Origin of the sequence: Streptomyces sp. NPDC059785 (genome assembly GCF_042732375.1) — a bacterium.
GTDB lineage: Bacteria > Actinomycetota > Actinomycetes > Streptomycetales > Streptomycetaceae > Streptomyces.
In genome coordinates this window covers 149,640-166,546 of sequence record NZ_JBHWHV010000009.1, presented here as the reverse complement: position 1 = coordinate 166,546, position 16,907 = coordinate 149,640, and the positions used below count along the sequence as shown (strand labels likewise).

The window sequence follows — 16,907 nt, the reverse complement described above, 5'->3', positions numbered from 1 at the left end:
CGGGGCCTCAGTGCTTCCGGCGCGCGGGGCCTCAGTGGTCCCGGCGCGCGGAGGCCTCAGTGGTCCCGGCGCGCGGGGCCTCAGTGGTCCCGGCACGCGGGGCCTCAGTGCTTCCGGCGCGCGGAGGCCTCAGTGGTCCCAGTGGCGGCGCCGGTCGCGGCGTTCGCGCTGGCGCTCGCGGCGCTCCTCCATCCGTTCCCGGCGCTCCTCCAGCCGCTCGCGCCGCAGCTCCCGGTGCTCCTCCATGCGGTCCCGGTGCTCCTCCATCGCCTCGCGGTGGGCGTCCATCAGCTCGCCGAGACCGCCGCGACCGCCGAGCAGTGCGCGGTCGTCGCGGTCGTCGCCCCGCAGCTCCCTGCGGGCCTGCTTGCGCTCCAGCTTCTCGCGGCGGCGCTCCTCCTTCAGCCGCAGCCGCTCCGCCCGGGTCAGCTTCCGCTCGACGCCGACCCCGCCCCAGAAGGCGAAGCCGGTGACGACCACGCGCGGCGCGCCGGGGTCGCCCGGAACGCCCTCCTCGCTGTGGTCGAAGCCGCCCATGACGCCGATACCGCGGACGACGACCTCGACGCCGGGCGGCACGATCACATTCATCCCGCCCATGACCGCGACGCAGTTGACCACGATCTCGCGGTCCGCGAAGTCCGCCTCGCGCAGGTCGACTTCGCCGCCGCCCCAGAACGCGAAGCAGTTGAAGCGTCTGGGCGCCGTCCAGCGGCCCTTGCGCTGGAAGCCCGACAGAACGGCGACGCCCCACGTGGACGAGCCCTCCCCGCCGACGATCCGCGCGCCCCAACTGCCCGGCTCGGCGGGCTCCTTGACCATGGATATCGGCGGCGCGGGCGGGGCGCCGACCGGCAGGTCACGGGTGATCGGCGCCAACTCCCCGTAGGTACGCGCCTTGTAGGTGGCCTCGAGCCGTTCCTCGAACTCCTCCATGTCGAGGCGGCCCTCCGCGAGGGCGTCCCGGAGGTGCTCGGCGACTCGTTCACGGTCGGCGTCGGAGGCGCGCAGCTCCGGGAGTTCGTCGGTCATACGAGCAGCCTACGAAATGGGCGCCCGGCGGGCTACGCGACCGCCTCACCAGTTGCCCCGCGGGCTACGCGACCGCCTCACCAGTTGCCCCGCGGGCTACACGACCGCCTCCCCCGTTGCCCCGGCGGGCTACGCGACCGTCTCCCCCGTCCGTTCCCCGTACATCTTCGCGATGACCGCCTCGATGTCCGGCTCCCGCACCGACAGGTCCACCAGGGGGTAGTCGGCGGCAATCCTGGCGACCAGCACAGCCGCCGATTCCGCGGCCGGGAAGGCCAGCCACTGCCGGGGGCCCTCCACCCGCACCACCCGGGCGGGCGCGGCCTCGATCGGCGGCAGCTCCCGCTCCAGGTCCACCACCAGGGTCCGTTCACTCTCCCCCGCCTCGTGCAGCCCGGCGAGCGGGCCGTCGTACATCAGCCGCCCGTGGTCGATGACCATCACCCGGCTGCACAGCCGCTCGATGTCGGTGAGGTCGTGCGTGGTGAGCAGGACGGTGGTGCCGCGCTCGGCGTTGAGGTCCGCGAGGAAGTCGCGGACCCGGGCCTTGGAGACCACGTCGAGCCCGATCGTCGGCTCGTCGAGGTAGAGCACCTCCGGGTCGTGCAGCAGCGCCGCCGCGATGTCGCCGCGCATCCGCTGGCCCAGCGAGAGCTGGCGCACCGGTACGTCGAGCAGCTCGCCGAGCTGGAGGAGTTCGACGCAGCGGTCGAGGTTGTCCCGGTAACGGGCGTCCGGGATCCGGTACATGCGGTGCATCAGCCGGTAGGAGTCGATCAGCGGCAGGTCCCACCACAGCGTCGTACGCTGCCCGAAGACGACGCCGATGCGCCGGGCGAGCCGGGTCCGCTCGCGGGAGGGGTCGATGCCGGCCACCCGCAGCCGGCCGCCGCTGGGGGTGAGGATGCCGGTGAGCATCTTGATGGTGGTCGACTTGCCCGCGCCGTTCGGACCGATGTAGCCGACCATCTCGCCGCGCCGCACGGTGAAGGAGAGCGAGTCGACCGCCCGTACCTGCCGCCGCTCGCTGCGCAGGAAGCCGGTCCGCTTGCGCACGTCGAAGACCTTCTCGACGCCGTCGAGAAGGATGAAGTCACTGTCGCCGGTCATGAGGTACTGCGGTCCTTCCTGGCCGCCGGCGCTCATCCGGCGACCGACTGCCGGTGCTTTGCTAGCTGCCGGTACTGCGGTACGAACGGAGGCCCGCGCGCCAGGCCAGGCCCGCGAGCGCGCAGCAGCCCGCCGCGACCAGGGGCGGCGCGAACGCCGTCCAGTCGGGCAGGTCGAGCGGGTAGGGCCGGCCCAGCACGTACAGCGCGGGCAGCCAGTTGACGAAGGCGAGCGGGAGGACGAAGGTCGCGCCGCGCACCAGGTCCTTGGCGAAGACGGTCGGCGGGTACTGGAGCAGCGTGTTGCCGCCGTAGGTGAAGGAGTTCTGCACCTCGGAGGCGTCCTGCGCGACGAACTGGAAGGCCGCGCCCGCCACGAACACCGCCGCGAAGATCCCGGCCCCGCTGACCACCATCAGCGGCACCATCAGCACCTTCACCGGGGTCCAGGCGATGTCCAGCACGGCGATCGCGTACCCGAGGACCAGCAGGCCCTGGGTGACCCGGCCGAGGCGGCGCAGCGCGAAGCGGTCCGCGGCGACCTGCGCGAGCACCGGGACCGGGCGCACCAGCAGGGTGTCGAGCGTGCCGTCGCGCACCCGGCGGCCCAGCCGGTCCATCGAGCCGAGCATCAGGTCGGTGAGGCCGAAGGCGGTCCCGGAGACGCCGTAGAGGAAGGCGACCTCGCCGAGCGAGTAGCCGCCGAGGCTGTCGACCTGCGAGAACATCAGCAGGATCGCGACGAAGTCGAGCGCGGTCGCGGCGAAGTTGCCGAGCGCGGTCATCACGAAGGAGGCCCGGTAGGCCATCGTGGAGCGGATCCACATGGTGGAGATCAGCCGGTAGGCCCGCAGGGCGTCCCGCAACCGGCCGTGGCCCGCGGTCGCGGACTCGGTCAGGTCAGCCACCCTGCACCACCACCCTGCGCGTCGCCACCGTCTGGAGGAGGCGGCCCGTCGCCAGCAGGGCTGTCGCCCACGCGGCCTGGAAGGCGTACGTCGTCAGCAGGTCCACGCCGGTGCGCTTGCCGAGGAAGACGTCCGCCGGGAGCTGGAGGAGCGCCGACCAGGGCAGGGCGCGGGCGATCTCGCCGAGCGTGCCGGGAAAGACGTTCAGCGGCAGCAGCATGCCGGAGAAGAAGATGCCCGACAGCCACGCCAGCTGGGCCACGCCCGCGCCGTCCAGCAGCCAGAACGCCGACAGCACGACCAGGTAGCGGATCCCGTAGCTGACCACGACCCCGAGCACGACCGCGACGAAGAAGGCCAGCCAGGTCGCCGGGCGGGTCGGCACCGCGAGGTCGAAGACCAGCATCCCGAAGACCAGCGGCACCACTCCCCGCCCCACGAAATGGAAGGCGGCCCGGCCCAGGTCGACGGCCAGCCACCACGTCTGAAGGTCCGCGGGCCGGTACAGGTCGATCGCGATGTCCCCGTTGCGGATCCGCTCGATCAGTTCGTCCTCGAAGCCGCCGCCGCCCATCGCCGCGACCGTCATGTGCAGCGACTGGCTCAGCCACACGTAGGTCAGCGCCTCGGCCTGGTCGTACCCGCCGAGGTGCGGCCGTTCCTGCCACAGCGCCAGATACGTGTACGCCAGGATCAGTCCGAAGACGGTGTTCGTGAACACCCCGGCCGCCGTGGCCGTCCGGTACGTGGCGAACCTCCGGAACCCGCTCACCGCGACGGCCATGTACAACCGTCCAGTCCCCATTCGCCGGCCCTCTCACCGTGACCGTGTCCGTCCGGACACGCCGCCGAAGCCTTTCCGGGCGGAAGCGCAGGAGCCTAGTACCGGCGCGGGGTGGTCTGCCACGCATTTTTCCCCTCGGAAGCGTGCCGGGACCGGGAACGGATCGCATGGTGCGAGAGTCTTCAATTGAGGGGCGCCACAGGCGTACGAGGTCATACAGGTCGTACCGGGATGTACGACGCGAAACAGGAGTCCGGCACCAACATGAGCGACGAGCCGAAGCGGCACGACAGCAGCCAGGGCGAGCCGCCCGGAGAGCCGGGCCCGGCCTCCGCGGCGACACCGGACCCGGGCGCGGCTCCCGCGACGGCGTCCGGGGAGCCGGGTACGGCCGCGACGGCGTCCGGCGAGCCGGGTACGGCCGCGACGGCGTCCGGCGAGCCGGGTACGGCTGCCGCCGCGGCGCCCGGCAAGAAGGCCGGGCGGCCCCGGCGCACCGGCTGGCGCCGGCTGATCCCGACCTGGCGGACGGTGCTCGGCACGTTCGTCATCGGCATCCTGCTGGTGGTCGGCCTCTTCGTGCTCGGCTACTACCTGGTCCAGATCCCGCCCGCGAACGCCGCGGCGACGAAACAGAGCAACGTCTACCTGTACGCGGACGGCAGCCAGCTCGCCCGCGACGGCGAGGTCAACCGGGAGAACGTCTCCCTCACGGAGATCTCCAAGGACGCCCAGCACGCGGTGCTCGCCGCCGAGGACCGCGACTTCTACACCGAGTCGGCCGTCGACCCGCAGGCCATGCTCCGCGCGGCCTGGAACACCGTCACGGGCAAAGGCAAGCAGTCCGGTTCGACCATCACCCAGCAGTACGTGAAGAACTACTACCTGGCGCAGGAGCAGACGGTCACCCGGAAGGTGAAGGAGTTCTTCATCTCCATCAAGCTGGACCGCGAGAAGAGCAAGGACGACATCCTCGAGGGCTACCTCAACACCAGCTACTTCGGCCGCAACGCCTACGGTATCCAGGCCGCCTCCCAGGCGTACTACGGAGTGGACGCGACGGACCTGACGGCCGAGCAGGGCGCCTACCTGGCGGCCCTGCTGAACGCGCCCAGCGAGTACGACGTCGTCGCGCACCCCGAGAACAAGTCCGCCGCCAAGGCCCGCTGGAACTACGTCCTGGACGGCATGGTCGACAAGAAGTGGATGACCGCCGCGGACCGCGCGGAGGCGAAGTTCCCGACGCCGAAGCAGGCCAAGGGCGCGGCCGGCATGTCCGGTCAGCGCGGCTACCTCGTGCAGGCCGTCCGCGACTACCTGACCGCCAACGAGATCATCGACGAGGACACCCTCGCCACCGGCGGCTACCGCATCACCACGACGCTCCAGAAGAAGAAGCAGGACGCCTTCGTCGAGGCCGTGGACGACCAGGTGATGGACAACCTCGACAAGAAGAACCGCAAGGTCGACAAGTACGTCCGCGCGGGCGGCGTCTCCATCGACCCGGACACCGGCAAGGTCGTCGCCATGTACGGCGGCATCGACTACACCAAGCAGTACGTCAACAACGCCACCCGCCGCGACTACCAGGTCGGCTCCACCTTCAAGCCGTTCGTGTTCACCTCGGCCGTGCAGAACGCCTCCGAGACCCAGGACGGCCGCCGGATCACCCCGAACACGGTGTACGACGGCACCGACAAGCGCCCGGTGCAGGGCTGGAGCGGCGACTACTACGCCCCCGAGAACGAGGACAACGTCTCCTACGGCCCGATCACCGTGCGCACCGCCACCGACAAGTCGGTGAACGCGGTGTACGCGCAGATGGCGGTGGACGTCGGCTCCGACAAGGTCAAGGAGACCGCCGTCGACCTCGGCATCCCCAAGAGCACCCCCGACCTGACCGCCAGTCCCTCGATCGCGCTCGGCCCGGCCACCGCCAGCGTCCTGGACATGGCGCAGGCGTACGCGACGCTCGCCAACCACGGCAGCCACGGCACGTACACCCTGGTCACGAAGATCACCAAGGACGGCGCCGACGACGTCGAGCTGCCGGATCGCCACGTGCAGCGGGCCGTCAGCCGGCAGGCCGCCGACACCACCACGGCCGTCCTCCAGAGCGTCGTCGAAGGCGGCACCGCCACCGCGGCACAGGCCGCCGGGCGCCCCGCCGCGGGCAAGACCGGCACCGCGGAGGAGGACCAGGCGGCCTGGTTCGCCGGCTACACGCCCGACCTCGCCACCGTGGTCGCCGTGATGGGCCAGGACCCGGAGTCCGGCACCCACGAGTCGCTGTACGGCGCGATGGGCCTTGCGCGCATCAACGGCGGCGGCGCCCCGGCGGAGATCTGGGCCCAGTACACCAAGACCGCGCTGGCGGGCTCCCCGGTGAAGGACTTCGACCTGGACCTCCAGTCGGGCGCGTCCGAGACCGAGGAGCCGTCGACCGGGCCGAGCGACGAAAGCACCGGCACCGGCGAGGACGACGGCGGCACCGAGACCCCGGGCGACACCCCCTCCACCGGCGACACCCCCTCCGACAGCGCTCCCCCGACGGGCGACGACTCCGGCGGCACGCCCACGACGGGCGGCACCGCGACGGACGGCGGCACGACCGACGGCGGCGGCACCACGAACGGCGGTACGGGCGACAACGGCAGCGGCGGCGGGATCGGCGGGGGCGGCACCACCCCGACCACGGGCGGCATGACCGACGGCGGCGCGGCGGACGGCGGCGTCACCGAGGGCACGGCGGCGGGTGCGCTGAACCGCCGCAGCTACAGCTACTGGGTGCCCTAGAGGCTTCGGGGCTCAGTGACCGGAGGTCGCCTTCAGCCCCACCACGGCCACCAGCAGCAGACAGATGAAGAAGATCCGGGCGGCGGTCACCGGCTCGCCGAGCACCACGATGCCGAGCACCGCCGCCCCGGCGGCCCCGATCCCGACCCAGACGCCGTAGGCGGTCCCGATCGGCAGGGTCCTGGCGGCGTACGACAGCAGCGCCATGCTCGCCACGATTCCGGCGGCGGTCAGCACGCTCGGCAGCGGACGCGTGAAGCCGTCCGTGTACTTCATCCCGATCGACCAGCCCACCTCGAGCAGTCCGGCGACGACCAGCAGAACCCAGGCCATGACAGGCACCTCCGTGTACGGAACAACAGGGGTGCGTCGTCTTTGCGGATCCCGGTACGGCGCGTCTCGTCGGGTGTCTCCAACGTAACACCGGGCACGGTGAAGGGGCTGGTGACCATGGTCACCAGCCCCTTCGCCGTACGTCCCGGCCGGTCTACAGATACAGGCCGGTGGTGTCCTCGGAGCCCTCGAAGCGGTCCGCGGCCACCGCGTGCAGGTCGCGCTCGCGCATCAGCACGTACGCGGTGCCGCGCACCTCCACCTCGGCGCGGTCCTCCGGGTCGTACAGCACCCGGTCGCCGGGCTCCACGGTCCGTACGTTCTGCCCGACCGCCACGACCTCGGCCCAGGCGAGACGCCGGCCCACGGCCGCGGTCGCGGGGATCAGGATGCCTCCGCCCGAGCGGCGCTCGCCCTCGGTCGTGTCCTGCCGCACCAGGACGCGGTCGTGCAGCATCCGGATGGGCAGCTTGTCGTGGTGGGTCTTCTCGCTCACACCCAGAACCTACCTGGCTCCGCCCGCCCCGCAATCCATCGGGGCGGCCACAGCACCGAGTCGGTCAGAGGTTCGAGTCAGCGCCGGCGGCGGCGCGGGGCCAGGGTGAGCAGGCCCACGACCCCGACGACGACCAGCGCGACCGGCACGATGCGCTCCAGGCGGGGCGCGCCGTCCTCCGTGACGAACTGGCCCTTCACCTCGCCGACGGCCCGGTTCACGCCGACGTAGGCGCGGCCGAGCGTGTGGTCGATGTTGGAGACGACCTTCGCCTTCGCGTCCCCGACGATCGTCTTCGGATGGACCCGCACGCCGATCTCGTCGAGCGTGTCGGCGAGGACCTCACGGCGGCGCTTGATGTCCGCCTCGATCTGCGCCGGAGTCCTGGTATCCGGCGTACTCGACGTATCCGACACCGCGCTGCCTCCGTGGTCGTTGCGACGTAACCGAAATCTCCGGTTCTTGTGTGACCGACAGTCTGTCAGCTCCGGGCCGAGCGCACCCCACGGCACCCCACTCGGGCGTGTGGGGCCCCGTTAGGCTCGAGACCTGTGTCCGACCCCCTGCCACGTGAGGTACCGATGAGCGAGCGACTCCAGACCGGCGACACCGCCCCCGCCTTCACCCTGCCGGACGCCGACGGCAACGAGGTGTCCCTGGCCGACCACAAGGGCCGCAAGGTCATCGTCTACTTCTACCCGGCAGCTCTTACCCCGGGCTGCACCAAGCAGGCGTGCGACTTCACGGACAACCTCGACGTGCTGGCCCAGGCCGGGTACGACGTCATCGGCGTCTCCCCCGACAAGCCGGAGAAGCTCGCCAGGTTCCGCGAGCAGGAGAGCCTGAAGGTCACGCTGGTCGGCGACCCGGAGAAGAAGGTCCTGGAGGCGTACGGCGCCTTCGGCGAGAAGAAGCTGTACGGCAAGACCGTCACCGGTGTCATCCGCTCCACGGTCGTCGTGGACGAGGAGGGCAAGGTCGAGCGCGCGCTGTACAACGTCAAGGCCACCGGCCACGTAGCCAAGATCATCAAGGATCTGGGCATCTGAATAGCCGGGGAGCCGGGGAGCCGGGGAGCCGGGGAGCCGGGGAGCCGGGGAGCCGGCGGGCGACCGGAACCCGCCGGAAGCTGTGACGAAAGTATCTTCCGGCGAAGACTTTCGTTTGCAGTCGCCATCGCGGAGCAAGTGATCCTCTGGGACTCTGTTCTTTGCGAGGCGAAAGGAACCCTCCATGGCGGCCACCGGGCCTGAACCCGTCGGGGTCGCTGCCGACCCCGAGGCAGTGAAACGTCACCGCGCGCTCTTCCGGGCGGTCAGGCGACGCCAGAACCCGCCCCTGAGACGCACCGACATCACCGTCACCGACGAGGCGGCGGTCAAGCGGGCGGTGAAGGCGGCCTCTCTCGGCAATGCCATGGAGTGGTTCGACTTCGGCATCTACAGCTATCTCGCTGTCACGATCGGACATGTCTTCTTCCCGTCCGGGAACGACACCGTCCAGCTCATCTCCTCGTTCGCGACCTTCGCGGTCTCCTTCCTGGTGCGGCCCATCGGCGGCATGGTGTTCGGGCCGATGGGCGACAAGATCGGCCGCAAGAAGGTGCTGGCCGTCACCATGATCATGATGGCGATCGGCACCTTCGCCATCGGCCTCATCCCGTCCTACGCCACGATCGGCTTCTGGGCGCCGGTCCTGCTGATCCTCTTCCGGCTGGTCCAGGGCTTCTCCACCGGCGGCGAGTACGGCGGCGCGTCCACCTTCATCGCCGAGTACGCGCCCGACAAGAAGCGCGGCTTCTTCGGCAGCTTCCTGGAGATGGGCACGCTCGCCGGGTACGTCGGCGCGGCGGGGCTCGTCACGATCCTGACCGCCGTCCTCGGCAGCGACGGCATGGAGTCCTGGGGCTGGCGGATCCCGTTCCTGGTCGCCGGGCCCATCGGCTTCGTCGGCCTCTACCTGCGGCTGAAGCTCGACGAGACGCCCGCGTTCCAGAAGCTGGACGACGACTCGCAGCATCGGGCGTCCGACGCCGCCACCGCCGTCGAGACGACCGCCAAGGGCGACCTCGCCAAGATCTTCCGGGACCACTGGCCGACGCTCATCCTCTGCGTCTGCCTGGTCGGCGCGTACAACATCACCGACTACATGCTGCTGTCGTACATGCCGACGTACCTGTCCGACGAGATGGACTACAGCGAGACGCACGGCCTGCTGATCCTGATCGCCACCATGGTCGTCCTCATGCTGATCATCAACCAGGTCGGCCGGCTCTCCGACCGCTACGGCCGCAAGCCGCTGCTGATGGCCGGCATGCTCGGCTTCTTCGTCCTCACCGCCCCGGCCTTCCTGCTGGTCCAGCAGGGCAGCCTGCTCGCGGTCTCGGCCGGCATGCTGCTGCTCGGCCTGTCCCTGGTCTGCCTGCTCGGCACCATGTCCGCGGCGCTGCCCGCGCTCTTCCCGACCCAGGTCCGCTACGGCTCCTTGTCGGTCGGCTACAACCTCTCGACCTCGATCTTCGGCGGCACCACGCCCCTGGTGATAACCGCCCTGATCAGCGCCACCGGCAGCGACATGATGCCCGCGTACTACTCGATGGCCGCGGCCCTCGTCGGCGTCATCGCGGTCGCCTGCATGAAGGAGACGGCCCAGCAGCCGCTGGCCGGCTCCCCACCGTCGGTCGCCAGCCGGGAGGAGGCGGCGGAGCTGGTGGAGAGCCAGGCCCCGAGCCCGCGCTTCTGACTCCCGCCCTCACCCGCCCCACGAAGGCCCGCCCGGACACCCTCCGGCGCGGGCCTTCCGCATACCGGGCGTGACTGTCCGAAGATCGGTTCGTTACTCCGTACGAGGCCGCGAACACGCGACCGGAAAAGGGGGAACCGTGGGGGCCAGTCCGTACACCGCAGAGCGACTGCGAGAAGCGGCCGCTGCGTCACGAACGCTGACGGAGGCGCTGGAGAGGCTGGGGGTGGATCCGAGGAGCTCGACGCGGGAATACGTCCGGGTGCGCATGAAGAGACTCGGAGTGGACACGTCCCATTTCGTACGCGAGGGCTCACGATGGACGATCGAGATTCTTGAGCCGGTAGTCGCCGAGGCGACGAGCGTCTATGAGGTTCTGCGGCGGCTCGGGCTCGATCCCGTGGGCGGTCACCACACCAACATCACCCGGCGCATCAGGGCGTACGGCCTCAGCACCTCGCACTTCACCCCGGTGGACCGTGCGGGGAACCAGCGATACGGCCGACGCCGCAGGACAGCCGGGGAAATCCTCGTTGAGGATCTCTCGGCGCAGGCCGTACGGACCCCCGGCAGCCGGCTCAAGAAAGCGATGAACGAGCTCGGCGTCGCGTCGCGGTGCGCCCTGTGCGGGATCGACCCGGTATGGCTCGGCGAACCGCTGCCGCTGGAGGTGGATCACATCGACGGCAACTGGCGGAACAACCGCATCGAGAATCTGCGCCTGCTCTGCCCCAACTGTCACTCGACCACGGACACCTATCGGGGCCGGGCCAAGCAGCACAAGCGGAGCGCGGCGCCGTGAGCGACACCCGGTACACCCGCCGCCGCTCCGGACTGCGGCCGCGTCCCTCCGGCGTCGCGCTTCGGGCGGCCGTCGCGGATTCGGTCTCGCTCGCCGAAGTGCTCCGCCGTCTCGATCGACCCAACAACGACTACCAGCGCCGAACCGTACGCCGATGGATCACCGAGGAGGGCATCACCACCGCGCATCTCCTGGGCCAGCGGCACGGCCGCGGAAAGCCCGGCACGAACCCCTCGCAACCGCCGGAAGCCGTCCTGGTCGAGCGCGACAGAAAAAGCCGGACTCCGACCAGACAACTTCGCCGCGCCCTGCGCGAGATCGGCACACCCGAGCAGTGCGCCCGGTGCGGGACCAGTGCGGTGTGGCGGGGCAAGCCGATGACGTTGGAGATCGATCACATCAACGGGGACTGGAGCGACAACCGGCGCGAGAATCTGCGCTTTCTCTGCCCCAATTGCCATGCCATCACCAGGACCTGGTGTCGTGGCGGTCGGCGACGACGCACGTGAGGGTTCCGGCCCAGGCGATCCGCGACGCCCAGTAGAGTAGGCGCAGCGCCACGGGCCCGTATCCCAGCTGGCCAAGAGGATGCCGGTTTAGATCCGGTATGTCGTGGGTTCGAGTCCCACCGGGCCCACGCTTCGAAGGGCGCCATCCGTGAAGATGGCGCCCTTCTTGCTGCTTCCTCAGCCCAGCAACTCCCGTACCACCGGTGCCAGCGCTCTGAACGCCTTGCCGCGGTGGCTGATCGCGTTCTTCTCCTCCGGGGACAGCTCCGCGCAGGTGCGTGCCTCGCCATCGGGCTGAAGGATCGGGTCGTAGCCGAAGCCGCCCGTGCCCGCGGGGGCGTGGCGGAGGGTGCCGTCGAGGCGGCCCTCCACAACACGCTCCCGGCCGTCCGGGAGGGCGAGCGCGGCGGCGCAGGCGAAGTGGGCGGCGCGGTGTTCGTCGGCGATGTCGCCGAGCTGGGCGAGGAGCAGGTTGAGGTTGCCCTGGTCGTCGCCGTGCCGGCCGGCCCAGCGGGCGGAGAAGATGCCGGGGGCGCCGCCGAGGACGTCGACGCAGAGCCCCGAGTCGTCGGCGACGGCGGGCAGTCCGGTGGCCTTGGCCAGGGCGTGCGCCTTGAGCAGGGCGTTCTCGGCGAAGGTGACGCCGGTTTCCTTGACGTCGGGGATGTCGGGGTAGGCGTCCGCGCCTACGAGGTCGTGGGTGAGTCCGGCGTCGGCGAGGATCGCCTTCAGCTCGGTGATCTTTCCGGCGTTGCGGGTGGCGAGGATCAGGCGGGTCATGCGCACCAGTATCCAGGGACGGTTGTCCAGGGGTGCGCATGACGTCCGCTCGCGCCGGGCCGCCCGTTACCGCGCACCGCCAGGCCGCCGGGCCGCCGGTCACCGCGCACCGCCCGGTCACCGTGTGCCTCCGGTTACGGCGTGCAGACCTTCGTCAGTTCGCCCGCCGCGTCGGTGACGGGGCTGATGTCCGGGGTCTCGTCGCCGTTCTGGATGGCGGTGCGGACGTTGTCCACGGCCTTGCCGAGGTCGTCCACGGCCTTGTTGACGTCGGCGTTGTCGGTCTTGTCGCCGATCTTGTCGAGGTTCTTCTCTATGGAGCTCAGGCTTTCGTCCGTCTGCGTCGGGTCGTCCGCCGCGTTCTCCACGGCCTGCTGGAGGTCGGTGACGCTGTCGGCTATGGCGTCGGCGGTCTGGACGCAGTCCAGGGCCTTGCCGACGGCGTCGCAGCCGACGGCCGCCGGTACGGCGACGAGTGCGGCGACGGCGGCGAATGCGGCGGTGCGGCGGCGATGACGCGCGGCCATGGAACGGTCCCTCCCCGTGGGCGAACAGCGGTCTGCGGGCGTACGGCTGGACCGTACGCCCGTACCTTCTAGAACGCTCGCGGCTACCGCGTGGTTGCCTCGAGGGCGGTGCGCTGGATCGCGGCGAGTTCGTCGCAGCCGGCGACGGCGAGGTCGAGCAGGGCGTTCAGTTCCTTGCGGTCGAAGGGCTCGGCCTCGGCGGTGCCCTGGACCTCGACGAAGCGGCCGTCGCCGGTGCAGACGACGTTCATGTCGGTCTCGGCCCTGACGTCTTCCTCGTAGCAGAGGTCGAGGAGGGGTACGCCGTCGACGATACCGACGGAGACCGCGGAGACCGTACCGGTGAGGGGCCGCCGGCCGGCCTTGACCAGCTTCTTGCCCTGGGCCCAGGCGACGGCGTCGGCGAGGGCGACGTACGCGCCGGTGATGGCGGCGGTGCGGGTGCCCCCGTCGGCCTGGAGGACGTCGCAGTCCAGCACGATGGTGTTCTCGCCGAGCGCCTTGTAGTCGATGACGGCGCGCAGCGAGCGGCCGATGAGGCGGCTGATCTCGTGGGTGCGGCCGCCGATCCGGCCGCGGACGGACTCGCGGTCGCCGCGGGTGTTGGTGGAGCGGGGCAGCATGGAGTACTCGGCGGTGACCCAGCCCTCTCCGCTGCCCTTGCGCCAGCGCGGGACGCCCTCGGTGACGGAGGCGGTGCAGAACACCTTGGTGTCACCGAAGGAGACGAGGACGGAGCCCTCGGCGTGCTTGCTCCAGCCGCGTTCGATGGTGACGGGGCGGAGCTGGTCGGGCGTGCGGCCGTCGATTCGATCCATGCGGACGAGCCTAGCCCCCCATGCGTGAGGGGCCGCTCCGGGTGACGGAAGCGGCCCCTCACGGGTGAGCGGCGGCGCGTGAGCGCGCCAAGGATCAGCTCACATCATGTCTTCGATGTCGGCGGCGATCGGGTCGGCGTCGGTGCCGATGACGACCTGGATGGCCGTGCCCATCTTGACGACGCCGTGGGCGCCGGCGGCCTTGAGGGCGGCCTCGTCGACCAGCGCGGGGTCCTTGACCTCGGTGCGGAGGCGGGTGATGCAGCCCTCGACCTCTTCGATGTTGTCGATGCCGCCGAGCCCGGCGACGATCTTCTCTGCCTTGCTGGCCATGTCGTTCTCCCTGATCCGAACCGCTTTGTCGCAGTAACCCACAGTTGGCCCATCTTCGCGAGCGGCCGGACCGTGTGTGCCGAATGATGACGATCACGCGGCCCCACTGCTCGTCGACTGGTCTACACCAGTTTTGGACGGCCGCCAAACCCGGTTCCGCTCGCACAGGTCGCCCGGAGGACGCCCATGAGTGCCGACAGCGCGGCCAGCACGGCCGGTTCCGTCCGCGCCCGTTGGAACAACCTGTTCCAGGGGTTGCAGAAGATGGGCCGCAGCCTCCAGCTTCCCATCGCCGTACTGCCGGCCGCGGGCATCCTCAACCGGCTCGGGCAGCCGGACGTGTTCGGGGACGAGGGGCTCGGCTGGACGAAGGTGTCCAAGGTGCTGATGGGGGCGGGCGGTGCGCTGCTCGACGGGTCGCTCGGGCTGCCGCTGCTGTTCTGCGTGGGTGTCGCCATCGGGATGGCGAAGAAGGCGGACGGGTCGACGGCGCTCGCGGCGGTCGTGGGCTTCCTCGTCTACTACACGGTGCTGCACCAGTTCCCGGAGGACTGCGGGGCAGGGGCCACGGCCCTGCCGAACATCGGCTGCCAGGCGGCGGACCACACCGTCGCGGCGTACACGTACCAGAATCCGGGTGTCTTCGGCGGCATCGTGATGGGGCTGACGGCCGCCTGGCTCTGGCAGCGGTTCCACCGGACGCGGCTGGTCGACTGGCTGGGGTTCTTCAACGGGCGGCGGCTCGTGCCGATCCTCATGGCGTTCGTGGCGATCGTGTTCGCCGCGCTGTGCCTGTGGGTGTGGCCGCCGATCGGGAACGCCCTGGAGAGCTTCAGCGACTGGCTGGTGAGCCTGGGCGCGTGGGGTGCGGGCGTGTTCGGCCTGGCCAACCGGGCGCTGCTGGTGATCGGGCTGCACCAGTTCCTGAACGTGCCGCTGTGGTTCCAGTTCGGCAGCTACACCAGGCCGGACGGCACGGTGGTGCACGGCGACATCAATATGTTCCTGGCCGGGGATCCGGACGCGGGCCTGTTCACCTCGGGCTTCTTCCCGATCATGATGTTCGCGCTGCCGGCCGCGTGCCTGGCGATGACGCACTGCGCGAAGCCGCACCGGCGCAAGGAGATCGGCGGTCTGATGCTGTCGGTGGCGCTGACGTCGTTCGTCACCGGCATCACCGAGCCGATCGAGTACTCCTTCGTCTTCATCGCGCCCGTCCTGTACGCCGTGCATGCCCTGCTCACCGGTGTCTCGATGGCGGTGACCTGGGCGCTGGGCGTGCACGACGGCTTCAGCTTCTCGGCGGGCCTGATCGACTACGTCATCAACTGGAACCTGGCGACCAGGCCGTGGGCGATCATCCCGATCGGCCTGTGTTTCGCCGTCGTCTACTACGCGGTGTTCCGGTTCGCGATCACGAGATTCGACCTCAGGACGCCCGGACGGGAGCCGGAGGACGAGGTCGAGGACATCACCAAGGCGTGACGCGCGAGCGTCCCCCGGCGGGGCTCCGACGAGCCCCACCGGCGGGGCTCTAACGAATCGGAATCGGCGATTCCTTATCTCACCTTCATCGTGCTACAACAGGTCTACACCACTGCGTGGTGTAGACCACCCCCGTGATGGAGGACGAGTAATGAGCACCGCCACCGCCTCGGCGGCCCCCGCGAAGAAGCGGGGATCGGGCCTGTTCCAGGGCTTGCAGAAGGTCGGCCGCAGCCTTCAGCTGCCGATCGCCGTGCTGCCGGCGGCGGGCATCATGGTCCGCCTCGGTCAGGACGACATCTTCGGCAAGGACGGCCTGGGCTGGGACAAGGTCGCCGCCGTGTTCAACAACGCGGGCAGCGCCCTGACCGGATCCCTGCCGATCCTGTTCTGCATCGGCGTGGCCATCGGCTTCGCCAAGAAGGCGGACGGCTCCACCGCGCTGGCCGCCGTGGTCGGCTTCCTCGTCTACAGCAAGGTACTCCAGGCCTTCCCCGTCACCGAGGCCCAGGTCAAGGCCGGCGAGGACATAGCTGCCACCTACAATGACCCCGGCGTGCTCGGCGGCATCATCATGGGCCTGCTGGCCGCCGTACTGTGGCAGCGCTTCCACCGCACCAGGCTGGTGGACTGGCTCGGCTTCTTCAACGGCCGCCGCCTCGTGCCGATCATCATGGCGTTCGTCGGCATCGTCGCGGGCGTCTTCTTCGGCCTCGTCTGGGAGCCCATCGGCGACGGCATCTCGAACTTCGGCGAGTGGATGACCGGCCTCGGCTCGGGCGGCGCGGCCCTGTTCGGCGGCGTGAACCGCGCGCTGATCCCGGTCGGCATGCACCAGTTCGTCAACACGGTGGCCTGGTTCCAGCTCGGTGACTTCACCAACTCCGCCGGTGACGTCGTGCACGGTGACATCACTCGCTTCCTGGCCGGTGACCCGTCCGCCGGTCTGTTCCAATCGGGCTTCTTCCCGATCATGATGTTCGGTCTGCCGGCCGCCGCCCTGGCCATGGCGCACACCGCCCGTCCGGAGCGCCGCAAGGCCGTCCTCGGCATGATGGTGTCCCTCGCCCTGACCTCGTTCGTCACCGGCGTCACCGAGCCCATCGAGTTCTCGTTCATGTTCATCGCGCCGCTGCTGTACGTGCTGCACGCCGTGCTGACCGCCGCGTCGATGGCGGTGACCTGGGGCCTGGGTGTGCACGACGGCTTCAACTTCTCGGCCGGTGCCATCGACTACGCGCTCAACTGGCACCTGGCGACCAAGCCCTGGCTGATCATCCCGATCGGCCTGGTCTTCGCGGTGATCTACTACGTGACGTTCCGCTTCGCGATCGTCAAGTTCGACCTGAAGACCCCGGGCCGCGAGCCCGAGGAGGAGGTCGAGGACCTCACCAAGGCGTGAGTCCCACGGCGCAGGACCACCAGCACCGAGGCCGAGGGCCCGGAACCCTCC

General features: G+C 70.1%; 18 protein-coding genes, 1 tRNA gene and 1 riboswitch. Of the genes, 8 read left to right on the top strand and 11 right to left on the bottom strand.

All coding sequences use genetic code 11. The features are described 5' to 3' along the window. Positions 1-129 precede the first annotated feature (129 nt). The 4 genes from ACFV6E_RS09750 to ACFV6E_RS09735 form a co-directional block, all read right to left on the bottom strand. The gene (locus ACFV6E_RS09750) at positions 130-1,032 is read right to left on the bottom strand and encodes a DUF1707 domain-containing protein (RefSeq protein ID WP_385460281.1); all 903 of its coding nucleotides are present in this window, start codon (positions 1,030-1,032) and stop codon (positions 130-132) included. Between the two features lie 129 nt (positions 1,033-1,161). Further along, positions 1,162-2,142, bottom strand: coding sequence for an ATP-binding cassette domain-containing protein (locus ACFV6E_RS09745; RefSeq protein ID WP_385163698.1), 981 nt, complete (start codon positions 2,140-2,142; stop codon positions 1,162-1,164). A 61-nt stretch (positions 2,143-2,203) separates the two neighbouring features. After that, complete coding sequence (locus tag ACFV6E_RS09740) at positions 2,204-3,049, bottom strand: ABC transporter permease (RefSeq protein ID WP_385163700.1); 846 nt, start codon at positions 3,047-3,049, stop codon at positions 2,204-2,206. Beyond that, entirely contained in the window at positions 3,042-3,854 is an 813-nt protein-coding gene (locus tag ACFV6E_RS09735; protein WP_385460279.1) for an ABC transporter permease, read from the bottom strand. Before ACFV6E_RS09735 ends, ACFV6E_RS09740 begins: the two co-directional genes overlap by 8 nt. A 243-nt stretch (positions 3,855-4,097) precedes the next feature. Between ACFV6E_RS09735 and ACFV6E_RS09730 the strand changes: the two genes are divergently transcribed. Then, positions 4,098-6,629 carry a transglycosylase domain-containing protein gene (locus ACFV6E_RS09730; RefSeq protein WP_385460325.1) on the top strand — a complete coding sequence of 844 codons (2,532 nt, stop codon included), beginning with the start codon at positions 4,098-4,100 and terminating at the stop codon, positions 6,627-6,629. A gap of 12 nt (positions 6,630-6,641) precedes the next feature. On the opposite strand, the gene ACFV6E_RS09725 is transcribed toward ACFV6E_RS09730, so the two are convergent. The 3 genes from ACFV6E_RS09725 to ACFV6E_RS09715 form a co-directional block, all read right to left on the bottom strand. Continuing rightward, positions 6,642-6,962, bottom strand: a complete 321-nt coding sequence (locus tag ACFV6E_RS09725) for a DMT family transporter (protein ID WP_385163705.1) — start codon at positions 6,960-6,962, stop codon at positions 6,642-6,644. A 30-nt stretch (positions 6,963-6,992) separates the two neighbouring features. Next, positions 6,993-7,056, bottom strand: a riboswitch (guanidine-III (ykkC-III) riboswitch). Positions 7,057-7,116: 60 nt separating this feature from the next. Next, positions 7,117-7,458 (bottom strand): GroES family chaperonin, encoded by a 342-nt coding sequence (locus ACFV6E_RS09720; protein ID WP_385163707.1) that lies wholly within the window; start codon positions 7,456-7,458, stop codon positions 7,117-7,119. A 77-nt stretch (positions 7,459-7,535) separates the two neighbouring features. Continuing rightward, positions 7,536-7,874, bottom strand: a complete 339-nt coding sequence (locus ACFV6E_RS09715; protein ID WP_385163710.1) for a DUF3618 domain-containing protein — start codon at positions 7,872-7,874, stop codon at positions 7,536-7,538. A 165-nt stretch (positions 7,875-8,039) separates the two neighbouring features. Here ACFV6E_RS09715 and bcp point away from each other — a divergent pair, with 165 nt between their 5' ends. The 5 genes from bcp to ACFV6E_RS09690 all read left to right on the top strand — a co-directional run bounded on the left by bcp (position 8,040) and on the right by ACFV6E_RS09690 (position 11,639). Beyond that, positions 8,040-8,507 carry a thioredoxin-dependent thiol peroxidase gene (gene bcp, locus ACFV6E_RS09710; protein WP_385163712.1) on the top strand — a complete coding sequence of 156 codons (468 nt, stop codon included), beginning with the start codon at positions 8,040-8,042 and terminating at the stop codon, positions 8,505-8,507. A gap of 184 nt (positions 8,508-8,691) precedes the next feature. Beyond that, positions 8,692-10,200, top strand: coding sequence for a glycine betaine/L-proline transporter ProP (gene proP / locus ACFV6E_RS09705; protein ID WP_385460277.1), 1,509 nt, complete (start codon positions 8,692-8,694; stop codon positions 10,198-10,200). Positions 10,201-10,339: 139 nt separating this feature from the next. Beyond that, positions 10,340-11,002 carry an HNH endonuclease signature motif containing protein gene (locus tag ACFV6E_RS09700; RefSeq protein ID WP_385460275.1) on the top strand — a complete coding sequence of 221 codons (663 nt, stop codon included), beginning with the start codon at positions 10,340-10,342 and terminating at the stop codon, positions 11,000-11,002. Then, complete coding sequence (locus tag ACFV6E_RS09695; protein WP_385460273.1) at positions 10,999-11,511, top strand: HNH endonuclease signature motif containing protein; 513 nt, start codon at positions 10,999-11,001, stop codon at positions 11,509-11,511. The genes ACFV6E_RS09700 and ACFV6E_RS09695 overlap by 4 nt, the downstream gene beginning before the upstream one ends. A gap of 52 nt (positions 11,512-11,563) precedes the next feature. Continuing rightward, positions 11,564-11,639, top strand: a tRNA-Leu gene (locus tag ACFV6E_RS09690). Positions 11,640-11,688: 49 nt separating this feature from the next. Here ACFV6E_RS09690 and rdgB read toward each other — a convergent pair. The 4 genes from rdgB to ACFV6E_RS09670 all read right to left on the bottom strand — a co-directional run bounded on the left by rdgB (position 11,689) and on the right by ACFV6E_RS09670 (position 13,984). After that, positions 11,689-12,291 carry an RdgB/HAM1 family non-canonical purine NTP pyrophosphatase gene (gene rdgB / locus ACFV6E_RS09685; protein ID WP_385460271.1) on the bottom strand — a complete coding sequence of 201 codons (603 nt, stop codon included), beginning with the start codon at positions 12,289-12,291 and terminating at the stop codon, positions 11,689-11,691. Positions 12,292-12,425: 134 nt separating this feature from the next. Further along, entirely contained in the window at positions 12,426-12,818 is a 393-nt protein-coding gene (locus tag ACFV6E_RS09680) for a hypothetical protein (RefSeq protein WP_385163725.1), read from the bottom strand. Between the two features lie 83 nt (positions 12,819-12,901). Then, positions 12,902-13,636: a ribonuclease PH gene (rph, locus tag ACFV6E_RS09675; protein WP_385460269.1), complete on the bottom strand. Its 735-nt coding sequence runs from the start codon at positions 13,634-13,636 to the stop codon at positions 12,902-12,904. A 99-nt stretch (positions 13,637-13,735) separates the two neighbouring features. Further along, positions 13,736-13,984: a glucose PTS transporter subunit EIIB gene (locus ACFV6E_RS09670; RefSeq protein WP_385163792.1), complete on the bottom strand. Its 249-nt coding sequence runs from the start codon at positions 13,982-13,984 to the stop codon at positions 13,736-13,738. Positions 13,985-14,155: 171 nt separating this feature from the next. On the opposite strand from ACFV6E_RS09670, the gene ACFV6E_RS09665 reads away from it, so the two are divergent. Then, positions 14,156-15,454: a PTS transporter subunit EIIC gene (locus tag ACFV6E_RS09665; RefSeq protein ID WP_385460267.1), complete on the top strand. Its 1,299-nt coding sequence runs from the start codon at positions 14,156-14,158 to the stop codon at positions 15,452-15,454. A 151-nt stretch (positions 15,455-15,605) separates the two neighbouring features. Continuing rightward, positions 15,606-16,856, top strand: coding sequence for a PTS transporter subunit EIIC (locus ACFV6E_RS09660; RefSeq protein ID WP_385460265.1), 1,251 nt, complete (start codon positions 15,606-15,608; stop codon positions 16,854-16,856). Positions 16,857-16,907 lie beyond the last annotated feature (51 nt).